Raw genomic sequence first — 17,680 nt, 5'->3', positions numbered from 1 at the left:
CACCCAATCACCTGCTTCAGGAAAATTAAGGTGCTAAATTAGAAACGTTTCTGCTGCAGGAAATGCTGCATATCGAAATTCCGGTATCTTCAAATAGATATTTCAAGTCTGCACTATACCTGGAGCATCATATTGCTTAGAGGCATCATCCAGGATTAAAACCCAGTCATTTCCTTCAACTTGCTGTCCGGGCGGGTCGAATGAACTTATACCGGTATTTTGAAATGCACCAATGTATTCGCTTTCACCACTCCTCGGATTGAACCACCAGCCGGTAACTTCTGTACCTGAAATGGATCCCATGTTAAGCTCGAATGGACGTCCTGAATACGTATAGATCATTAAGCAGCTGTCTCCCCGCGTTGAGATCACATAATCATAACGCTGACCAGGATTTCCGTGAATAAGAGTCGGATCGGGAATCCGTTCGAAATAAGGCCGGGAGAGCATCAAGTTCTTAAGATATACCATTTGTGCAGCACCATCAGCATCCAGCGCTTCTGTCCATGATAAAGTGCACCCGTATGCTCCTGGCCTACCAATATCTGGATTGTAAAACTGCATGACTGCGTTATGTCCATAAGTGTGGCCGCATGCACCGGCGAAGACCGACCAGTACGCATAACGTCTCGCATCCTTCGCTTCCCAAAGCGGTTCATTAGCATCATGTAATCCGTGCGGAATCCCCTCATATGATGGCTCTCCATCCAAAGTCGGCTTTGCCGGTTCTTTATCATAATCAGCCTGTACATAACGCCAATTATCTTCTCCTATCCAGGCTGCCGGGTCTTCTCCCTTTAACTGATCGTACCGTCGATGACCGGATTGAAACATGTTGAAATCCAGCCAGTCTTTGTAATGAAACCAAGTAGAGGACTGCGTGCGACCGAAAGGGTGAAACGTCATAGGCTGATTAGGTGAAACTTCTCGAATCGCACAGGCAAGACTTTCCCATACATCCGTTCGGATGCTGCCTTTAATATCACCACCGATCAGCCATAAGATATGCGGATGCTTCTGATATCGTGCAGCCAGCCATTGCCCGTAGTTTCTGGCTGAATCGGCGTCTAATGCTCCTCCTTTCACAACACCTCCCCAGACTGGAACGAGAGCGACGTAGAGACCTTCTTCTTCGGCCATGGTGATGACTTCATCTGCATAATCCCAGAAGCTTCCGTTCGTCTCTTCTTGATTTAAATCAGGCGCTGTGAAATTTCCCTCTATAAAAGGACGCTTTCCGTATGCATTTGCCGATTCTGGATGATGAATGATCATGATCTGTATGACATTAAATCCTTTAACACGTCGATCCTTGAGGTATAATCTCGCTTCTTCTCTGGTTGTTCGGGTAAACAAAAGCCATGCTGTATCTGCCAGCCAAAAAAATGGAGACCCGTCTGTATGACGAAAAAAACGTCCTTTCCCGCACACTGACCATGGCCCATGATCCCAAGGCTTGATATTATTCATTATTCCCTATCTCCCTTCATAGAGGTTTACGTCTCTCTTCATGCATATGAATCACTCTTCTTTGCATCGAATACGGAGTGCGAAATATGGCCTGCCGGGGAGCGGTATGCGGCATGTACCTTGGTACGTGGTTTCCAGTGTCGTAATTGTCATCTTATGAGTATCAATCCAATCCACTATGAATTCCTTATCCTCCCGCAGCTCAAATTCCCGGTAACCCGGCTGATGTTGGCCATAGTAATACAGATAATACTCGTTCTCGATTCCCATCATCGGCGCATCTCGCGGAATGGAGAATGGCCTCAGCCCATTAGGTGCCTTGTCTACGATATCGCGTAGAAAGCCAATTTGATCTTTACTGCAGCCGAACAGAGCTCCTCCTTTCGCCCACCAAATTTCATCCTGTGGATGAAGATAGGTCTCACCATGCGTTGTGTATCCGCCCCGGGCAAAGCTTTCCCACACCCTATGGGTCATTTCGCCAGCACTTAAATTCCCCCATCGTTGAGGCAGATTGCCTTCGTAACCGCATTCATCTACGATCACAGGCTTTCCATATTGTTTTCGCCATTCAGTAACCAAGGTGACATCCCAATGCTGGATGCTGCAGTGGGTAATCTCGGGCCGGGTATGATCATACATGAAGATGCTTCCCGGCTCATACATTCCTGTTCCGTTATGAATTGAGAGTAAATGCTGGTGCGGATCTTCATTTGAAGCAATACTGATCAATCGGTCCCAATCACTCATAGTCATTTCTTTCATGAAATCATATTCGTTAGCCATCGCCCACCAGATATTGCGATAGGCAGAAAGACGGGCAATGGCATAACGTAAATATAGATCATCGGCCTTCGAACCCATTACATCAAAGCCCCAGCGCCCTTTATCATAGGGATGGAATAAAATAATGTCCGCTTCAATCCCAAGTTTCAGCAATGCCTCAATACACCGATCTAGATGATCCCAGAAAGCAGGGTTAAAACGGCTGGTATCAAAACCCTCTTGAGGTGCTCCTTCAAATGGGTAAAGCTCTGGTTCCTGAGCATTAAATGAATAGTTTTTGGGGAGCAGGCACATACGGATCTTATTAAATACATTGTTTTTAAGAGTTTGAAGCGTAGCTGTATATAATTCCTCGGGCTGATGGATCCAAGCATAGGCAGTCGTTCCAAATGGATGATATGGTGTGCTGTCGGCATAAGCAAATCGTTCATCATGCGTCACTCTAACAGGACCGTGATTACCGGATGAAGAGGCCGTACAAGTAAAGCTTCCAGTAACTCCATTTAATTCTATGCAGTCGCTGGATGTCTCGTATGTCCACTCTCCTATTTCATCAGGCATAAACCGAGCAGCATACTCTTCACGCCCTGCGTAAAAGCCCATCACCTTGACTTCTCGAGATTCATGATGGAACGTCACATTCCAGGTAATATCCACATAGGGATTTCCGCTATTCGGACCTTTTAATCGAAGTTCAAAACAGTCCCAACATTCGACGCTGTTCTTAACCGAATGGTTATTCAATCTCTAATAACATCCTCTCCGTATGCTTCTTCGAAACTAAACGTTTAGTAATATTAACTTCAATTTTATATGCATAATATGAGCTATCGCAGAGATTATCACTAAATTATGTAAATATCAATATTTCTCATGGAGACAAATAGCGATTTGGTCAATAATGTAGGATAGCTCATCAGGCATAGCGGTATAACCGGATTGCCTTTACGCAGTGGAGGCTGATCATACTTATAGCTTTCCTACAAAGTGAGCATACAAAAACTTAAAATAAAAAAACCCACCACTGCATTGATGGGTTTTGCGTTACGTTCAGCATCAAAAACCGGTAGGCTGTATTATTCTGACCATACTACTGCTTCTGTCCTCCTTGATAAATCGTCTCATCCTGAGAAACTTTAAAGCCTGCCGATTTAGCCTGCTCCAGCAGCTTAGCTGCATCATCCTGAGGTTTGTATCCAATGAGCTCTTCGAGATAATCAATATTATAGTAATTATCCGTATTGGCGGAGGTGCCGTAGAGATTCAAATACTTCATGTCATCATCTGCTTCAATACAGCACTTCGTCAGCTGCAGCATATCACGTTCCGAGATCCAGATATGTCCTGCTCGTTCTGAATGAGGACGGTCATCACCAGGAAAGTTACCGATCCGAATATTGATTGAGGAGATCTTATCTTGATCCGAATACAACCGGCCCAATAGTTCGATATAACATTTACTGAGACCATAAAAGCTGTCCGGCCGGTACGGATCTTCGGGATCCACCTTCTCATCCGTCTTGTAAAAACCGGTCGCATGGTTGGAACTGGCGAAAATGATCCGGCGTACCCCATTTTGCACGGCTGCTTCCATTAATTTGTAAGCACCGCTGACGTTTCCCTCCAACACTTTTCCGAGAAAATCACCTTCATCCTTAATCCAGGCAAAATGCAGCACCGTGTCAATACCTTGCGTCAGTTCCTGCAGCCGCGCTTCGTCCGTAATGTCCATCTCAACAATGCCCTGTTCGTCATCCTGCTGTTTATCTGCCCCGATAATGTCATACCGTTCATCCTGCTGCAGCCCTTTAAAAATCGTGTTTCCAATGGTACCTGCTGCACCGGTTAATAACAGTTTACGTTTCATCACTTCTTAAATCCCCTTTCTCAATTTAATTGTTACTTGATGTCCAGAGATTGATGTGTTGTTAGTAATTACCCGTTATGAGAAAGATTAATATACATTAATCATTTCGATCTCGCTAATTTCTTCCACTTGAACGCAATGTTCACTCTGGATTGGGTACTTTCTTCTGAATAAAAACACTGACCATTTCAGTTCTTAGTATTCACCCTTGATAACAAAGAACGAGCCCCGGATGGTTCCAGCCAATTTAGATTTTTGCCTTGCAAACTTAAACTTGCTCTCCAGCTCTTTGGGAATTTCCATCCCCTCAGAAAGCTTGAAGCCCACCGCCCTTTTTTTGTGGTCATCGACAGTATACATCACATTGACCACAAGACCATCCTCATAAATGACGTAAGCAAATTGAATATTCTCCACCAGGAAACGAGATGTCTCAAGCGGCTTCGCCTGAAATTCAATGTCCCGCTCTTTCTTAAGAATTGAAGTCACATAATCCAGCGTCTCCTGGCTCTCACTTGCAGGTTTCACCGTAAATTCATGCTTATATTTGTTCATGAAGTAGCGCGCTTCGTTCGCCCGTAACCCTGCAAGCGCTTCTGCGACCGGAGATGTTTCTAATCCAGCCGTTGATACATTTTTGAAATCTACAATACTTGACACAATCGTTCCTCCCTTAGTTCATGTTATTTCTTAATTACCGGAATCCACATTTCGCCATAGACCATTCCGTTTTTCTCTCCCATCACAACGGCTGCATTAGGTCCGCCAACATAGGCAGTGTCATTCAATTCTGGCAGAACTTGACCAAAGGCGATCCCTGTTAGCTGTTGTTCCAGTTCCTCAGTATTTCTGCCTTCTTCTTCAACGACAAGGTAATCTCCTTCCGGAAACTGGATAAGCCTAGATACATCCGGTAACGTCTCCTCTGTGATTACGCCTGCGTAATGCATCATTTTGTTGTTCACGGCTTCATTCACTGCAAAAATGTATTCGTTCTCCGCTGCGGCTTTAAGGGAATCCAGCCTTCCATCCTGCTTCACAGACTCCCAAAATCCTTCTTTCTCTACAATCGCATAATCTGCCATTTGTGAAACCACCTTTTCTAATTTTCAGTTTCAAATGATTTGTTTTTCAACTTGATAGGTCTATAATAAACGTTAATCATGTCAAAAAATGATACGATCGTTCGACAGCGATTCGTGATATCCGAGAGATTGAAGCCATGGGGATGCCGCTGGTCGCTGAGGTTGGAAGGGATGGCGGCTATTCGGTCATGAACAACTCTGTTCTGCCGACCGTGCGCTTTACCGACAATGAGATTAAAGCATTATTCATAGCCTTTATGGCTACGAGAAACCAGCAGCTGCCTTACCTGAAGAGCCGCCAGTCTTTGGCTGAGAAAATGGCCCTCCTCTCGGAGAATCAGCAGGATGACCTTGTACTGCTCAATCAGATTCTGCTGTTTGAGGGAACGAACCCCCATAACCCGGATCTGCTGGATCTGTCTGATCTCCCCCACCCCATGTTAGAGAAGCTCATCCAAACCCTTCTTACAGACCGCTGCCTGCGCCTCACTCTTCAGGAAGAGCAGGAACTGAAGACATATTCCTTGTATCTGATGCACCTTTATCGTGAGAAAAGTGTTTGGCACATTGAAGGCTTTGACCACCAGACCACGGCGATGCTCATGACCTATATTCATGTAAGCCATGCAGAAGAATTAACGGAGATCACCAATTGGCTGCTGTTCCTGGGTGAAGATATTTTCATCAAAGAGATGTCTCCTGAAGTCGCAGAAAGCCTGCAAGGAAGGTTCAGATTATACAGCTAACGACACCTCTTTTACCTAGACAAAGATTTATTAATATGTATATCTTCATTGGAGGTACAAAAATTATGGGAATCATGGAGAGATTGCAAACCGTCATTATTTTAGGGGCTGTAGCTTTTGGTTTTCTGATTGGACAGGTTACAGTCATTGAACAGCATGCAGATCTATTCATTGTTCCCTTTCTGCTGCTTATGCTGTACGGCCTGTTCTTAACCATCCCATTAGATGAAATTAAAAAGGCCTTTTTGAATGTGAAATTTCTAAGTGCCAGCACAGCGATCAACTTTATATGGACCCCCATTTTCGCCTGGGCATTGGGCGCTGTTTTTCTGGCAGATTATCCTGCCCTCTGGATCGGATTTATCATGCTGATGGTGACACCATGTACCGATTGGTACTTAATGTTCACCGGCATTGCCAGAGGGAATGTCGCACTTTCAACGTCTATTCTGCCAATAAACTTAATTCTTCAGGTTCTGCTGCTCCCTGTGTATCTGCTAATTTTCACCGGAACAATCTGGTCGATCCCTATAAGCACGCTGGTTGAGAGCATATTTGTCGTATTAGTTATTCCGTTTGCGCTGGCTCACCTGACACGATTTCTATTCAGAAAAAATACACCGGTGCTGTCGAAGAGACTCATTCCGTTCTTCTCTTCCGCTCAAATGATTTTCTTATCACTGGCCATCACGGCAATGTTTGCATCTCAAGGCTCTATTCTTATGGAAAACTTACATATCTTTTATATTTTGATCATTCCGGTACTGGTGTATTTTGTGATCAATTATATGGTAGGAGACCTGACCGGAAGGCTGATGAAGTTTCCACTTGCAGATAGGGTAAGTTTAAAACTGACGATACTTGCACGGAATTCACCGGTCGCCCTGGCTATTGCTGTAACAGCATTTCCGGATGAGCCTTTAATTTCGTTAGCGTTAGTCATTGGCCCTCTGATCGAGCTGCCTGTATTAGTATTGATATCTCAATTTATGATATTGACCCGAAAAAACGGATAAGCCGAACCGGACCGATCAGGCCAGAAGGTAGACTGTTTCTATCATAACGATTGGCTAAGCTGTTTGTAACGGTGACTCGCAGAAGGTTCTCGCCCTGCTGGAGATCCTGACCGATATCATAACGATAAGGGGCCCACATCCTTACCCCCTGTTCACGGCCATTGACAGACAATTGCATGATTTCATGGACAGATCCCAAATCCAGCACGGTACCTGCAGCGTGATTGGAATCATGAATATTGATTCGCTGTTCATAGGTAACGGTTCCAGAATAGTGCTCCATTCCTGCCCATTTCGTCCAAGAAGACAGTGAAGTTAAACTTCCTTTACATGGCCCGTCCACTACGAGCCACCCTGATGAAAGATCTAGTATCTCGCTTGATTCAAGCGGATCTACAGCAACAATCACACATTCCCGGCGTTCAATGTGGATATTCAATAATAGACCTTCTTCGGATTTCAGGACAGTGGCAGGAATGAAATCACCATCCCAGGGACGCCAAATTTCAGCACGACCCTCAACTTCAAGCTGAAGCTTGCCAGTGTAACCGCTCTCACCTTCATTCACGATAATATAGTAATACATATTATCTTTAGAAATATGACTAATTCTGATGTGCTCGGCTGCGGGATCCAGCTTCACCGGCCTGGAGATCACTTTCATCAGCTCGCTGAACACATCATCTGGGGTGCTCAGCTGGATCTGTCCAAAGTTTTTTGATTTACTGCTCGGATTAAACAGTTCCAGAACCAGACCGCCCTGCTCTACAAAAGACACAAGATGTTTCCATGTATCTTCAGATACCCGGCAGCTGTCTTCGATCAGGAGTGCCTTATACCGATAGCCTGCTATTCGAATTTCTCCATCTTTGATCGTGCAGGATGACAGCAAAACCTCCTCCAGGTAGTTAAACTCCACCTGCCCTTCATACAATGGTTTGACGATGTTCCAAGGCAGGCATGCAGCTCCTGCCAGAACAGCAACCTCGGCATGATTGACACTATCCGTCATGAGCCAGCTCATCCGCTTGATGTATCGCGAGAACCGGGCATATTCCGGCCACCATATATTATGGGGACCTACATCCGGCGGCCGCTCATCCCTGCGTTCTCCACGGATGGAATAGTAGAAAGCATGAGGAATGATCTGATTAACGCCTCGTACAAAAAGCCAGTCCAATATCCACTTCATATGGTCTGCACTAAGTGACCAGCCTCCGTCAACGCCGCATACACCGAAGCATTCATTCAGATTCCTGCGTTTAGCTCGATGACGCGCGGCGTCGGAAGAGCATTTCGCCATCGTGCTGTGCACACCAGTCAGAGATGTTCCATTCTCGGGAGCAACATATCTCCATACCACATCCTGTCCCGGGATATGAAAGTGCTCCAGCAGTCCGATATCATCACTTCCGGCCGGGTGACCTGTCAGTGCGATCCCATGGTGTTCACACCAGTCAGCCAGGGGTTTGTAATACGTTCGACCGAGCCGGCTGCGAATTACAGCTTCATAATGGTCTCTAATGGATGCGCTCAATTCTCCCCCCTCAAGCCACAACGCAGGTAAATCTCGCTCCCGGCCGCCGCTCATCAGGTATTCATCCATGAAACCGCGTGTCCATGGCTTTAGATGTTTCAGATGTCTGCGCCCCAGCAAATCCGGTTCATCCGTAAACATAGCTATCACGGTTGTGCCAAAATAAGAGCTCAAATGTTTATAATACGTTTCGTGTGTGATGGTTAAAAAGGCTTGAACGGCGTCCGGGTTCAGAAGGTCTGCAGCGGGCGGCGCACCCGGTTCACCATCGTCCTGTCCGGGATGGACCCCACGGATGGATCCTTTAGATGGCGTATCTACAAACATGAGGATATACCATTCTTCATCATCCGGCGGAGTGAAAGAAACCGTATGTTCAACCAGCTCAAGTATAACCGTGCTGTCCGGGTCATAGACGTTAGCAGCAAGTTTGCGGACGGCTTGTACAGATACCAACATTTCGCCAGGCTTCAGCCGTACAGTAAAATTTGAATGTGTCCCTGTTTCACATGGCATTTCCCGCATTTGCAGTCCCCGGCTCGCATAATCTGCATTCTGCTTCACGACCAGACCGCAGGCAGAGCCAGAAGGATACATGCCTTCATCATACAAAATGATAGACATCCCCAACACCTCTGCTTCTGCCACAACCGCTTCAACCAATGCCATATAGGCTTCTGACAAATAAGGTATATGGTCTGGCAGACCCATCCGGGGATGAATAACAACCCCGTTTACCTCTTTCGAATGGAAATCGCGGAGCTGCCGGATCAGCTCATCTTCCGTTAATTCATCGTTCCAGAACCAGAACGGAATTGGACTAAATTCTGCCGGTGGTTCAATAAACTGCTGCCGAAGCGTATTAAGCTCGAACATTCATGATCACCTCAAATCTACTGTAATATGTTCATTATCTCTCATAATTTGTAAAATGACAAAAGAAATAAGGAGCTCTAAGTAAAAGAGCTCCTTCATGTATTAATTAAAGCTAGCGGCTCATATCCACACAAGAGATCAGTCGCTGTTCAATATCTCCAGCGAGTTTCATTAATTCATTATTGTCCACAAGCCCGATCAATGCCGTAGGCTTCGGCATACCAATCTTGATGGTCCCGCCTTCTTCATAAACTGCGATTTTGCAGGGAAGAAAATAACCAACGAGTGCATTTTCAGACAGCACCTTTTGTGCTTCAACTGGATTGCAGACTTCCAGGATATGATATTCCATACCCAGCTCTACATCCTTCTCATGAAGCTTTTCTTTCATGTCCAGATGCCATAATACACCGAATTTTTCTGTTTTGAGGCTCTCTGTAAGATCTGCAATGACTTGTTCAATAGATTTATTCGTATCGACTGTATAATGAAACATGTAATTCAACTCCTGTCATCGTAGTATGTTTGGGTGCCTTGATTTATCCTTACCCTTACGATATCAGGTTAAACGATACAGTTTTTCATTTATATATCTCTTCTCGAAAACAGCTTGACACTGACAAGATATGAAACTAAGAACAGCAGCAGAATACCTGGATAAACGAACAGCGTTATCGGACTCTGCCACTGACTTTCTTCGCTTAACCAATGAATGAATTGGGCCGCTGGCTGAGCCAGGACAATTAGAGCAACCAGAAAAACAGCATTGATGACCGCTGCACTTTTATGACTCAAGGCATAGAATAATGGCATGTATACCGATATCAGCAGCAGGATGATTCCTATTGAAATGATAATATCGTTAAATGTGTAATTCGGTTTATCGAGCAATGGGAACAACCGAATAGTAAGCCAGTGAATTCCGAATGATGAAAAGACTGCGAATAACATGTAAGCGATGGCTGTCAAATACTTAGCCTTTACGATATGTTTACGATTTATGGGCAGCGTGATTAGAAAGCGATGGTTATGGTTTTTTATATCTACCATGGTTGCTAGCATGATGGAGCCAATAGCTGTATAAATCCCGACAAAGTACATTGACATGTCCATCCGTGGAATAAACACAGTACTAAATACAACAAGATATAAGATGACGATCCACTGCGAGCTTTTTAAAGCAATATAGTCTTTTCGAAGCATATTAAGCATGAACGGAAACTCCTTTAGCTGTATAATACATGATATCTTCCAGGGTGGGCTGCTCCAATAAAGCATGACTGCCAAACAATTCCTGCGCCCTGCTTCTATTATCTACCATGCCTTCGAAACCTACCGAAGTCTCGCGAAGACCGACAAACTCCTTTCGTATATCTGTGTCCAGCAGCTGCATCTCACCCTTCACGATCGCATAGCGTTCCAGCACTTCATCTTTCGCTTCATTAAAGATAAGTCTGCCGTTATGAATAAAGGCAGTATAGTCCGCTATACGATCTAAATCCGTAGTAATATGAGTGGAGAATAAAATAGAGTGGTTGTCGTTCTGCATCATATCCGCAAGCAAATCCAGCATCTCTCTTCTGAAAACCGGATCCAGACCAGACGTGGGCTCATCCATAATCAGCAGCTCTGCCTCGTGGGATAAAGCGATCGCCAGGGCGAGCTTGATCTTCATCCCCTTGGATAAATCCTGAACCCTCTTACTTGGAGACAATTGAAATTGTTCTAAAAAACTCTTGAACTTCTGATCATTCCAATGGCTATAAAACGGGGCAATCATTTTCCCTGTTTCCTTTATGGTCAGATGCTCATAAAAGAAGCAATCATCGGACACGATACTGATCCGCTGCTTGATGTCAACTTCTTGTTCAGGCATTGAATTCCCGAGAATCCGGATAGTGCCCGCGTCCGGTGTAATCATGCCGAGAATCATTTTGATCAGCGTACTTTTCCCAACGCCATTTGGACCAATAAGTCCTGTGATATAACCTTTTTTAAAGTTCACTGACAAGTTGTCCATCGAAAACAGAGGGTATGATTTACACAGATTGTTGATTTCAATCGCATTCATGTTGGCTCCTCCTCTAACATCAATTTCAAGTGATCCAATAATTCCTGTTGACTCATACTTAGCGCCTGGCTCTCCCGTACAATCTCCATCATCTTCTCTTCTAAACGTTTCATTCGCTGCTCCCTTATGAAATCCTGATTTGCGCCAGATACAAAACATCCTTTGCCGACCACGGAATCAATGAGTTTTTCTTTCTCCAGCTCTTCATAAGCGCGTTTAGTTGTGATCACACTAACCTTCAGATCCTTAGCAAGCTGACGGATAGAGGGAAGATTGTCACCTGGACGCAATTCACCGTTTAGAATTGACTGTCTAATTTGATTTAAAATCTGAATGTATATAGGATCTGTTGACGCGTTAGATAATATAATATTGATGATATTCCCTCCTCACGATGCTCATATGCAGGATGTATAGTGTGTATATATACTATACACACTATACATAGTTTGTCAAATATATAACCTAAAAAAGCCGCCCTGCGGCGGCTGTTGAATCATAGCTTGAAAACTTTTAGTTCCCGGTTTCAGCAAAGGTCTTGATGCGCTCTGCAATCTGGTCACGGATCCTTTGAAATACTGACCACTTCTCTTCTTCAGTGCCCTGCGCTTTGGCAGGATCATCAAATCCCCAGTGCTCGCGGCGAACATGTGGAGGCGTCATCGGACATTTGTCTGCTGCATCCCCGCAGAGTGTAACAACAAAGTCGGCATTGTTTAATAGTTCCATATCAATGACATCTGAGGTTTGGTTCGTAATATCCAGTCCTGCCTCGTGCATGGCTTTAACCGCATTGGGGTTTAAGCCATGAGCCTCGATACCGGCACTATAAACATTCCATTCCTCACCCAGATATTCCTTGGCCCATCCTTCGGCCATTTGGCTGCGGCATGAATTGCCAGTACATAAGAAGTACAGCGTCTTTTTTTCCATTGAATGATCTCTCCTGTTCTTGTCGCTTTAATTAGAGTACGGTTAACCAGATATACAAACCTAAAAGGGTAATGAATAAAGTTGGTATGGTTAATATCATTCCTGTCTTGAAATAGGTACCCCAGCTGATCTTCACACCTTTGGTGGAAAGGACATGAAGCCAGAGCAGCGTAGCCAGGGAACCGATCGGCGTGATTTTGGGACCGAGATCAGATCCGATGACATTGGCATAAATCAGAGCTTCACGGATCGCTGCTGATGTGGTAGTTGCATCAATCGCAAGTGCATCAATCATCACAGTCGGCATGTTATTCATAACAGAGGACAGGATTGCAGCGATAAAACCCATGCCCATTGCTGCCGCAAACAGTCCCTGATCTGCTATACTCTGTATGACGTCTGCCAGCAGATCCGTGAGACCGGCATTTCGCAAGCCGTATACAACGACATACATGCCGATAGAGAAAAATACAATTGCCCATGGCGCACCTTTGAGCACTTCCTTGGTCTGCACGGCAGGACTTTTACGAGCCATAAGCAGGAAGAAAATTGCGATAAACCCGGCTACAATCGATACCGGAATGCCGACAAATTCACAAACAAAGTAACCCACCAGCAGTATACTTAATACGATCCAGGATAAACGAAACATGGCCGGATCCTGTATAGCGGATGAAGGCGGTTTGAGCTGTGTCCCATCGAATTTGTGCGGGATGCTCTTTCGGAAAAACAAGTACAGTACGAGAATACTTGCTGCCAGTGCAAATAAATTAGGTACGAACATCCGGCTGGCGTATTCAATAAATGTAATCCCAAAAAAGTCGGCGGATACGATATTCACTAGGTTGCTGACTACTAGGGGCAGCGACGTGGTATCTGCTATAAAACCGCTGGCAATAATGAAAGGGAAAATTTTCTTCTCATCAAGGTTTAATGCCCTTACCATGGCAAGCACGATTGGCGTCAGGATCAAAGCAGCTCCATCATTGGCGAAAAAGGCAGCCACAACGGCCCCAAGCAGTGATATATACACGAACATTCGTATACCGCTTCCCTGCGCCAGCTTTGCCATATGAAGGGCAGCCCATTCGAACAAACCTATCTTGTCCAGAATCAATGAAATAATAATGATCGCGATAAATGCGAGCGTAGCATTCCACACAATCTGGGTGACATCCCATACATCTTGAAAATCCACCACGCCAACAAGGAGCGCCAGGACTGCCCCGCCACAGGCCGACCATCCGATCGAAAGATTTTTAGGCTGCCAAATGATCAGTACTAAAGTAATTAAAAAGATAATGCTGGCTAAGACAACAGAAAACAACGTTCATTCCTCCATTTTTGTCACTATTACTGTAGACCATTGCATATGGACACTCTGCCAAACCAGTTAGTCGCAATCACAGTTGATTTCCTTATTCATTGATGACAGCACTTCCTGTGAGCTTGGGATCTCATTCAGTACCGCCCGGATATAAGGTTTATCATCTATGTTCAAAGAATAATAAACCCACTGGCCGCGCCTAGATTCACTCACGAGACCTTGCGATTTCAGCTTTCTCAAGTGCTGGCTGACTGCTGGCTGTGACATGTCAAACAAATCTACAAATTCACAGACACACCATTCTCGATCAGTAAGGAGCGCTAATATGGTGAGCCTGGTTTTGTCTCCAAGTAATTTGAGCTTATCAGCAATCTCATTGATCTGTTCCAATGCCTTGACTCCTCCCCCATTACATAAATATATAATTGAATGCTTATATATAATAATCTTTATTCTGATTGATTTCAAGCATAAAAACAGAACGTCCAGCACCAAACATATTTACGTCTAGGCTCCTGTTGCTGCTCCGAACAAAGGCTCACGAGCCCCATTTCTGATGTATGTTATTTTTGTGTGTTCAGTTCCGAGGGTGTCCAGCTTCATGCTGACGGTTTAAACCACGAATAACACGTGTAATACTATTGGTATACCACATTTCAAAGAGGTGAATTCAAATGAGTCATGTAACGGATCATCAAGAAGCGATAGAGAAAGTAAGGGAATTGATCAAGGATATTGATACAGCGATGCTTACGACCATTTCGGATGATGGTTTAGTCTCACGCCCAATGAAAACCCAGGATGTCGAATTTGATGGAGATCTGTGGTTTTTAACCAAAAAAGATACCAGCAAATTTCATGAAATACTCCATAATCGTCAAGTGAATGTGGCGTATGTGGATAAATCATATGTATCGATTCGGGGTAACGCTGAACTCGTAGACAGTCCCGAAAAGATCAAGGAATTCTGGAATGCGGCATATGAAAAACTGCTGGATTGCAATTATGACGATCCAAGTCTGGTTCTTATTAAAGTAAAAGCCGACACTGCTGAATATTGGGACTCCAGCAACAAATTTAAAATGATGTCCTTTATGTTCCGCAGACTGATGGGAAAAGATGCCGATGATTCCGAGATCAACAAAGTGGTTGATTTGCCATAACACAATATAGCACGGGGCCGTACCTAAGATCTGAGATCTGTTGGGACGGCCCCGTTTTAATTGATTATTGCCAACAAAGGTCTATATGTAAGCTACAAACTCACTGACCGGCTTTCGGTATCCGCGCGGCCTTCTGCTCTCTTCCTTCTCTTTCCCTACCGCAACCAGCATGACAACCTCATAGCCTTCTTTTACGTTCAACAAGTTCTTGATCTGGGCAGGATCAAAGCCGATCATCGGACAAGTGTCCCATCCTTTTTCCTTAGCCGCCAGCATGAACAGCATGGCAGATAACGATGCGTTTCGTATCGCTTCTTCTTTTTGAAAAGCTTCGCCTTGAGCTTCATAGAACGAAATCGTCTCATCAGTGATTTTATTGTACTCTTCTTCCGTGAGCGCTCCCAGCATTTTCAAACCCATATAAATCTCAGACACTTTCGTGTACGCTTTCATATTTCCCAAGACAGCAACAACAGCTGAGGCAGATGAGACTTTAAATTGTCCAAAAGCAGCTTCTTTGACTTGCTCCTTCACGGCGGGATCCTTCACCACAATGTAGCTCGCATGCTGCAAGTTAAATGCAGAAGGACTCAGCTTCACCAGGTCAAAAATCTCATCCAGTTCTTTTTGTGTAATGGGATGGTCTGCTAAAAAGTTATTCGCGGACCGTCTCTTTTTTACAATTTCTGAAAACTCCATGATGATCGCTCCCTTGAACTATCAAATATAAAACTTTAGACCTACAAAAAATAGTATACAGGTAAATAGTAACATTAAGATAGTATATTTTATTAAAAAAAAGCCGCGGGATCCGCGACTTTTGAAGGATATAATCTAACATGAAGACCATAGTCCGCTCTATAAAAGGAATAAAAACAATATACCGGCTGCAAAGCAGTAAATTGAAAAGTACTTCAGATTACCTTTAGCCATAATATTCATTAACCATCTCATGGAGAAGTATGTGGTGATCAATGAGGCAATAAATGCGATCAAATAGGGAACCGCCAGTTCAGAAGGACCAGGATCACTGGCAAAGTCAGAAACACCTAATATAATGCCTCCAAAACTAATAGGAAGATACAGCATAAATGAAAATCGCAGCGCGGTTTCTTGTTTCATGCCGACCGCAATGGAAGCTATGACGGTTGCTCCGGACCGGCTGATTCCAGGAATGAGTGCCACTGCCTGAGCTATACCCACAATGATGGCATCTTTTACTGTCAGGTCACCGTCCTGTTTACGTCCCCGGAAGTTTCTGATCAGCCAAAGTGCAGCACCTGTGAACAACAGTGCAATACTGACCATATACACAGAAGAGAAAATTTGTTCTAATTGACTTTTAAACAGTATGGCCCCAATTCCAGCTGGAATCGTGCCGATAATAATATACACACAGAACATAAAATCAGATCGATCTTCAGCATTACGATTTCTGATATATGATAAAGCTGAGCTTACAAGCCGTATGATATCTTTCCTGAAAATAATCATAATTGCAAATAACGATGCGGTGTTCGTCAATATTTCAAACGTCAATCCTGGCTGCTTCAGTCCCATAAGGTTTTGTACAATGATGAGATGTCCGCTTGATGAAACCGGTATGGGCTCCGTAAACCCCTGCACAAATCCCAAGAACAAATATTTGAACCACAGTATCCAATCCATTTCTCCAGCTCCTGCTCTATATAAGGTATCTTAGTGAATATCCCGTTTCTTAAAGTTGCCCCCGCGAACCTCGGAAACATCAGAAATGACAACAAAGGCGCTCTCATCAATATCCTTGATGATCGAAAGCAGTTTGTTTTCTTCCATCCGGTTGATTACACAATTTAAGATTTCAGACTTTTCATTCGAGAACCCGCCACGTCCCGGCGTGTAGGTGACATTGCGTCCCAGACGTGACTGGATCGTATCCCCGATTTCCACAGACTTATTGCTGACAACCTGCACAGATTTCGATTTTTCCAAACCGACTTGAATAATATCGATTACATTCTTCGCGATATAATAGGTCAGTGCCGAATACAGCGCGCTTTCCAAACCGTAAATAAAGCTGGCACCGATGAAGATGAAGGCATTGATGAACAAAATAATATCTCCTACAGAAAAAGGGATGTTACGTGACAGCAGTACGGCAAGCACTTCTGAACCATCCAGTGCGCCCCCGTTACGAAGGACAATGCCAATGCCAATACCCAGCAGCAATCCACCGGACAAGACGATCAAGAGCGGGTCTTCAGGACCGAGAATTGTTTTTACATGATGCAGGACAACCGTAGACACCGACAAAGCCGCAATACCAATGATGCTCATGATGGCAAATGTTCGGCCGACCTGTTTATAGCCCAGAAAAACGAACGGAATATTCAAGACGAACAGCAGCACACCCAGCGGTAATCCAAATAAGTGGGAGCCCATAATACTGATGCCTGTGACGCCGCCATCAATTACCTCGTTTGGAATCAGCACGGCCTCTAGGCCGTATCCAGCAATTACCGCGCCGATGACGATCATAATGATCTTGCGGATGTTTTCAATACGTTTAGACTTTTTCATATTTCTCTCCTTGTTTCTCTATATGTACGTAAATCATGAAGTCCTTCATGATTCTGCATCATTTAATCTAACATAAATCTTCACGTGAAAGAAAGTTCAGCTCATGAACATCTATGCATCTGGGACAAATTAGGCATAAAAAAGGCAGCCTTTAAGTTAAACTGTACCCCTTGTAAAGGACATTTTAAAAAAGGTTAGGATACGTGAAGAAGCTGTTGCCTGTATGTTGCAGGCGGCAGCTTCT

General features: G+C 44.3%; 17 protein-coding genes and 2 pseudogenes. 3 read left to right on the top strand and 16 right to left on the bottom strand.

Annotation, left to right across the window (positions count from 1 at the left end; all coding sequences use genetic code 11):
- Window positions 1-102 precede the first annotated feature (102 nt).
- The 5 genes and pseudogenes from HII30_RS20025 to HII30_RS20005 form a co-directional block, all read right to left on the bottom strand.
- Window positions 103-1,470 carry a glycoside hydrolase family 140 protein gene (locus HII30_RS20025; RefSeq protein ID WP_169506812.1) on the bottom strand — a complete coding sequence of 456 codons (1,368 nt, stop codon included), beginning with the start codon at window positions 1,468-1,470 and terminating at the stop codon, window positions 103-105.
- 51 nt (window positions 1,471-1,521) lie between these two features.
- Window positions 1,522-3,000 (bottom strand): DUF5605 domain-containing protein, encoded by a 1,479-nt coding sequence (locus tag HII30_RS20020; RefSeq protein ID WP_169506811.1) that lies wholly within the window; start codon window positions 2,998-3,000, stop codon window positions 1,522-1,524.
- 346 nt (window positions 3,001-3,346) lie between these two features.
- Entirely contained in the window at window positions 3,347-4,123 is a 777-nt protein-coding gene (locus HII30_RS20015) for an NAD-dependent epimerase/dehydratase family protein (protein ID WP_169506835.1), read from the bottom strand.
- Between the two features lie 195 nt (window positions 4,124-4,318).
- Entirely contained in the window at window positions 4,319-4,783 is a 465-nt protein-coding gene (locus HII30_RS20010; protein WP_169506810.1) for a phage tail protein, read from the bottom strand.
- Between the two features lie 23 nt (window positions 4,784-4,806).
- Window positions 4,807-5,214 (bottom strand): annotated as a pseudogene (locus HII30_RS20005) (GyrI-like domain-containing protein); the annotation flags it as partial.
- A 92-nt stretch (window positions 5,215-5,306) separates the two neighbouring features.
- Between HII30_RS20005 and HII30_RS20000 the strand changes: the two are divergent.
- Together HII30_RS20000 and HII30_RS19995 are read left to right on the top strand one after the other, a co-directional pair.
- Window positions 5,307-5,954, top strand: a pseudogene (locus HII30_RS20000) (helix-turn-helix transcriptional regulator); the annotation flags it as partial.
- Between the two features lie 65 nt (window positions 5,955-6,019).
- Window positions 6,020-6,970 (top strand): arsenic resistance protein, encoded by a 951-nt coding sequence (locus HII30_RS19995; protein WP_169506807.1) that lies wholly within the window; start codon window positions 6,020-6,022, stop codon window positions 6,968-6,970.
- Here HII30_RS19995 and HII30_RS19990 read toward each other — a convergent pair.
- The 8 genes from HII30_RS19990 to HII30_RS19955 form a co-directional block, all read right to left on the bottom strand.
- Window positions 6,942-9,383: a glycosylhydrolase-like jelly roll fold domain-containing protein gene (locus tag HII30_RS19990; RefSeq protein ID WP_169506806.1), complete on the bottom strand. Its 2,442-nt coding sequence runs from the start codon at window positions 9,381-9,383 to the stop codon at window positions 6,942-6,944. The two genes, HII30_RS19995 and HII30_RS19990, sit on opposite strands and share 29 nt — an antisense overlap.
- 112 nt (window positions 9,384-9,495) lie before the next feature.
- Entirely contained in the window at window positions 9,496-9,879 is a 384-nt protein-coding gene (locus HII30_RS19985; protein ID WP_169506805.1) for a DUF302 domain-containing protein, read from the bottom strand.
- A gap of 89 nt (window positions 9,880-9,968) precedes the next feature.
- Window positions 9,969-10,595, bottom strand: a complete 627-nt coding sequence (locus HII30_RS19980; RefSeq protein WP_169506804.1) for an ABC-2 transporter permease — start codon at window positions 10,593-10,595, stop codon at window positions 9,969-9,971.
- Complete coding sequence (locus tag HII30_RS19975; protein ID WP_169506803.1) at window positions 10,588-11,454, bottom strand: ABC transporter ATP-binding protein; 867 nt, start codon at window positions 11,452-11,454, stop codon at window positions 10,588-10,590. The genes HII30_RS19980 and HII30_RS19975 overlap by 8 nt, the downstream gene beginning before the upstream one ends.
- On the bottom strand, window positions 11,451-11,831 hold the full coding sequence (locus tag HII30_RS19970; protein ID WP_169506834.1) for a GntR family transcriptional regulator: 381 nt from the start codon (window positions 11,829-11,831) through the stop codon (window positions 11,451-11,453). Before HII30_RS19970 ends, HII30_RS19975 begins: the two co-directional genes overlap by 4 nt.
- Window positions 11,832-11,967: 136 nt before the next feature.
- Window positions 11,968-12,387 carry an arsenate reductase (thioredoxin) gene (gene arsC / locus HII30_RS19965; RefSeq protein ID WP_169506802.1) on the bottom strand — a complete coding sequence of 140 codons (420 nt, stop codon included), beginning with the start codon at window positions 12,385-12,387 and terminating at the stop codon, window positions 11,968-11,970.
- A gap of 31 nt (window positions 12,388-12,418) precedes the next feature.
- Complete coding sequence (locus tag HII30_RS19960) at window positions 12,419-13,714, bottom strand: arsenic transporter (RefSeq protein ID WP_169506801.1); 1,296 nt, start codon at window positions 13,712-13,714, stop codon at window positions 12,419-12,421.
- Window positions 13,715-13,780: 66 nt separating this feature from the next.
- Entirely contained in the window at window positions 13,781-14,104 is a 324-nt protein-coding gene (locus HII30_RS19955; RefSeq protein ID WP_169506800.1) for an ArsR/SmtB family transcription factor, read from the bottom strand.
- A 284-nt stretch (window positions 14,105-14,388) separates the two neighbouring features.
- Here HII30_RS19955 and HII30_RS19950 point away from each other — a divergent pair, with 284 nt between their 5' ends.
- Window positions 14,389-14,877 carry a pyridoxamine 5'-phosphate oxidase family protein gene (locus HII30_RS19950; RefSeq protein WP_169506799.1) on the top strand — a complete coding sequence of 163 codons (489 nt, stop codon included), beginning with the start codon at window positions 14,389-14,391 and terminating at the stop codon, window positions 14,875-14,877.
- Window positions 14,878-14,958: 81 nt separating this feature from the next.
- Here the strand turns inward: HII30_RS19950 and HII30_RS19945 are convergent, their stop codons facing one another.
- From HII30_RS19945 to HII30_RS19935, 3 genes are all read right to left on the bottom strand, one after another.
- Complete coding sequence (locus HII30_RS19945; RefSeq protein WP_169506833.1) at window positions 14,959-15,579, bottom strand: nitroreductase family protein; 621 nt, start codon at window positions 15,577-15,579, stop codon at window positions 14,959-14,961.
- Window positions 15,580-15,735: 156 nt separating this feature from the next.
- Entirely contained in the window at window positions 15,736-16,545 is an 810-nt protein-coding gene (locus HII30_RS19940) for an undecaprenyl-diphosphate phosphatase (protein WP_169506798.1), read from the bottom strand.
- A 30-nt stretch (window positions 16,546-16,575) separates the two neighbouring features.
- Entirely contained in the window at window positions 16,576-17,436 is an 861-nt protein-coding gene (locus tag HII30_RS19935) for a YitT family protein (RefSeq protein ID WP_169506797.1), read from the bottom strand.
- Window positions 17,437-17,680: the final 244 nt, after the last annotated feature.

This window comes from Paenibacillus lemnae (assembly GCF_012933385.1).
GTDB classification, from domain to species: domain Bacteria; phylum Bacillota; class Bacilli; order Paenibacillales; family Paenibacillaceae; genus Paenibacillus_AQ; species Paenibacillus_AQ lemnae.
Note: the sequence above shows the minus strand (reverse complement) of the source record. Positions and strands in the feature narration are given on the sequence as shown.

Bases quoted from the DNA above. Each gene is read 5' to 3' on its own strand.
- HII30_RS20025 (WP_169506812.1), bottom strand. From the start codon at position 1,470: ATGAATAATATCAAGCCTTGGGATCATGGGCCATGGTCAGTGTGCGGG.
- HII30_RS20015 (WP_169506835.1), bottom strand. From the start codon at position 4,123: ATGAAACGTAAACTGTTATTAACCGGTGCAGCAGGTACCATTGGAAAC.
- HII30_RS19995 (WP_169506807.1), top strand. From the start codon at position 6,020: ATGGGAATCATGGAGAGATTGCAAACCGTCATTATTTTAGGGGCTGTA.
- HII30_RS19990 (WP_169506806.1), bottom strand. From the start codon at position 9,383: ATGTTCGAGCTTAATACGCTTCGGCAGCAGTTTATTGAACCACCGGCA.
- HII30_RS19985 (WP_169506805.1), bottom strand. From the start codon at position 9,879: ATGTTTCATTATACAGTCGATACGAATAAATCTATTGAACAAGTCATT.
- HII30_RS19980 (WP_169506804.1), bottom strand. From the start codon at position 10,595: ATGCTTAATATGCTTCGAAAAGACTATATTGCTTTAAAAAGCTCGCAG.
- HII30_RS19975 (WP_169506803.1), bottom strand. From the start codon at position 11,454: ATGAATGCGATTGAAATCAACAATCTGTGTAAATCATACCCTCTGTTT.
- arsC (WP_169506802.1), bottom strand. From the start codon at position 12,387: ATGGAAAAAAAGACGCTGTACTTCTTATGTACTGGCAATTCATGCCGC.
- HII30_RS19950 (WP_169506799.1), top strand. From the start codon at position 14,389: ATGAGTCATGTAACGGATCATCAAGAAGCGATAGAGAAAGTAAGGGAA.
- HII30_RS19940 (WP_169506798.1), bottom strand. From the start codon at position 16,545: ATGGATTGGATACTGTGGTTCAAATATTTGTTCTTGGGATTTGTGCAG.
- HII30_RS19935 (WP_169506797.1), bottom strand. From the start codon at position 17,436: ATGAAAAAGTCTAAACGTATTGAAAACATCCGCAAGATCATTATGATC.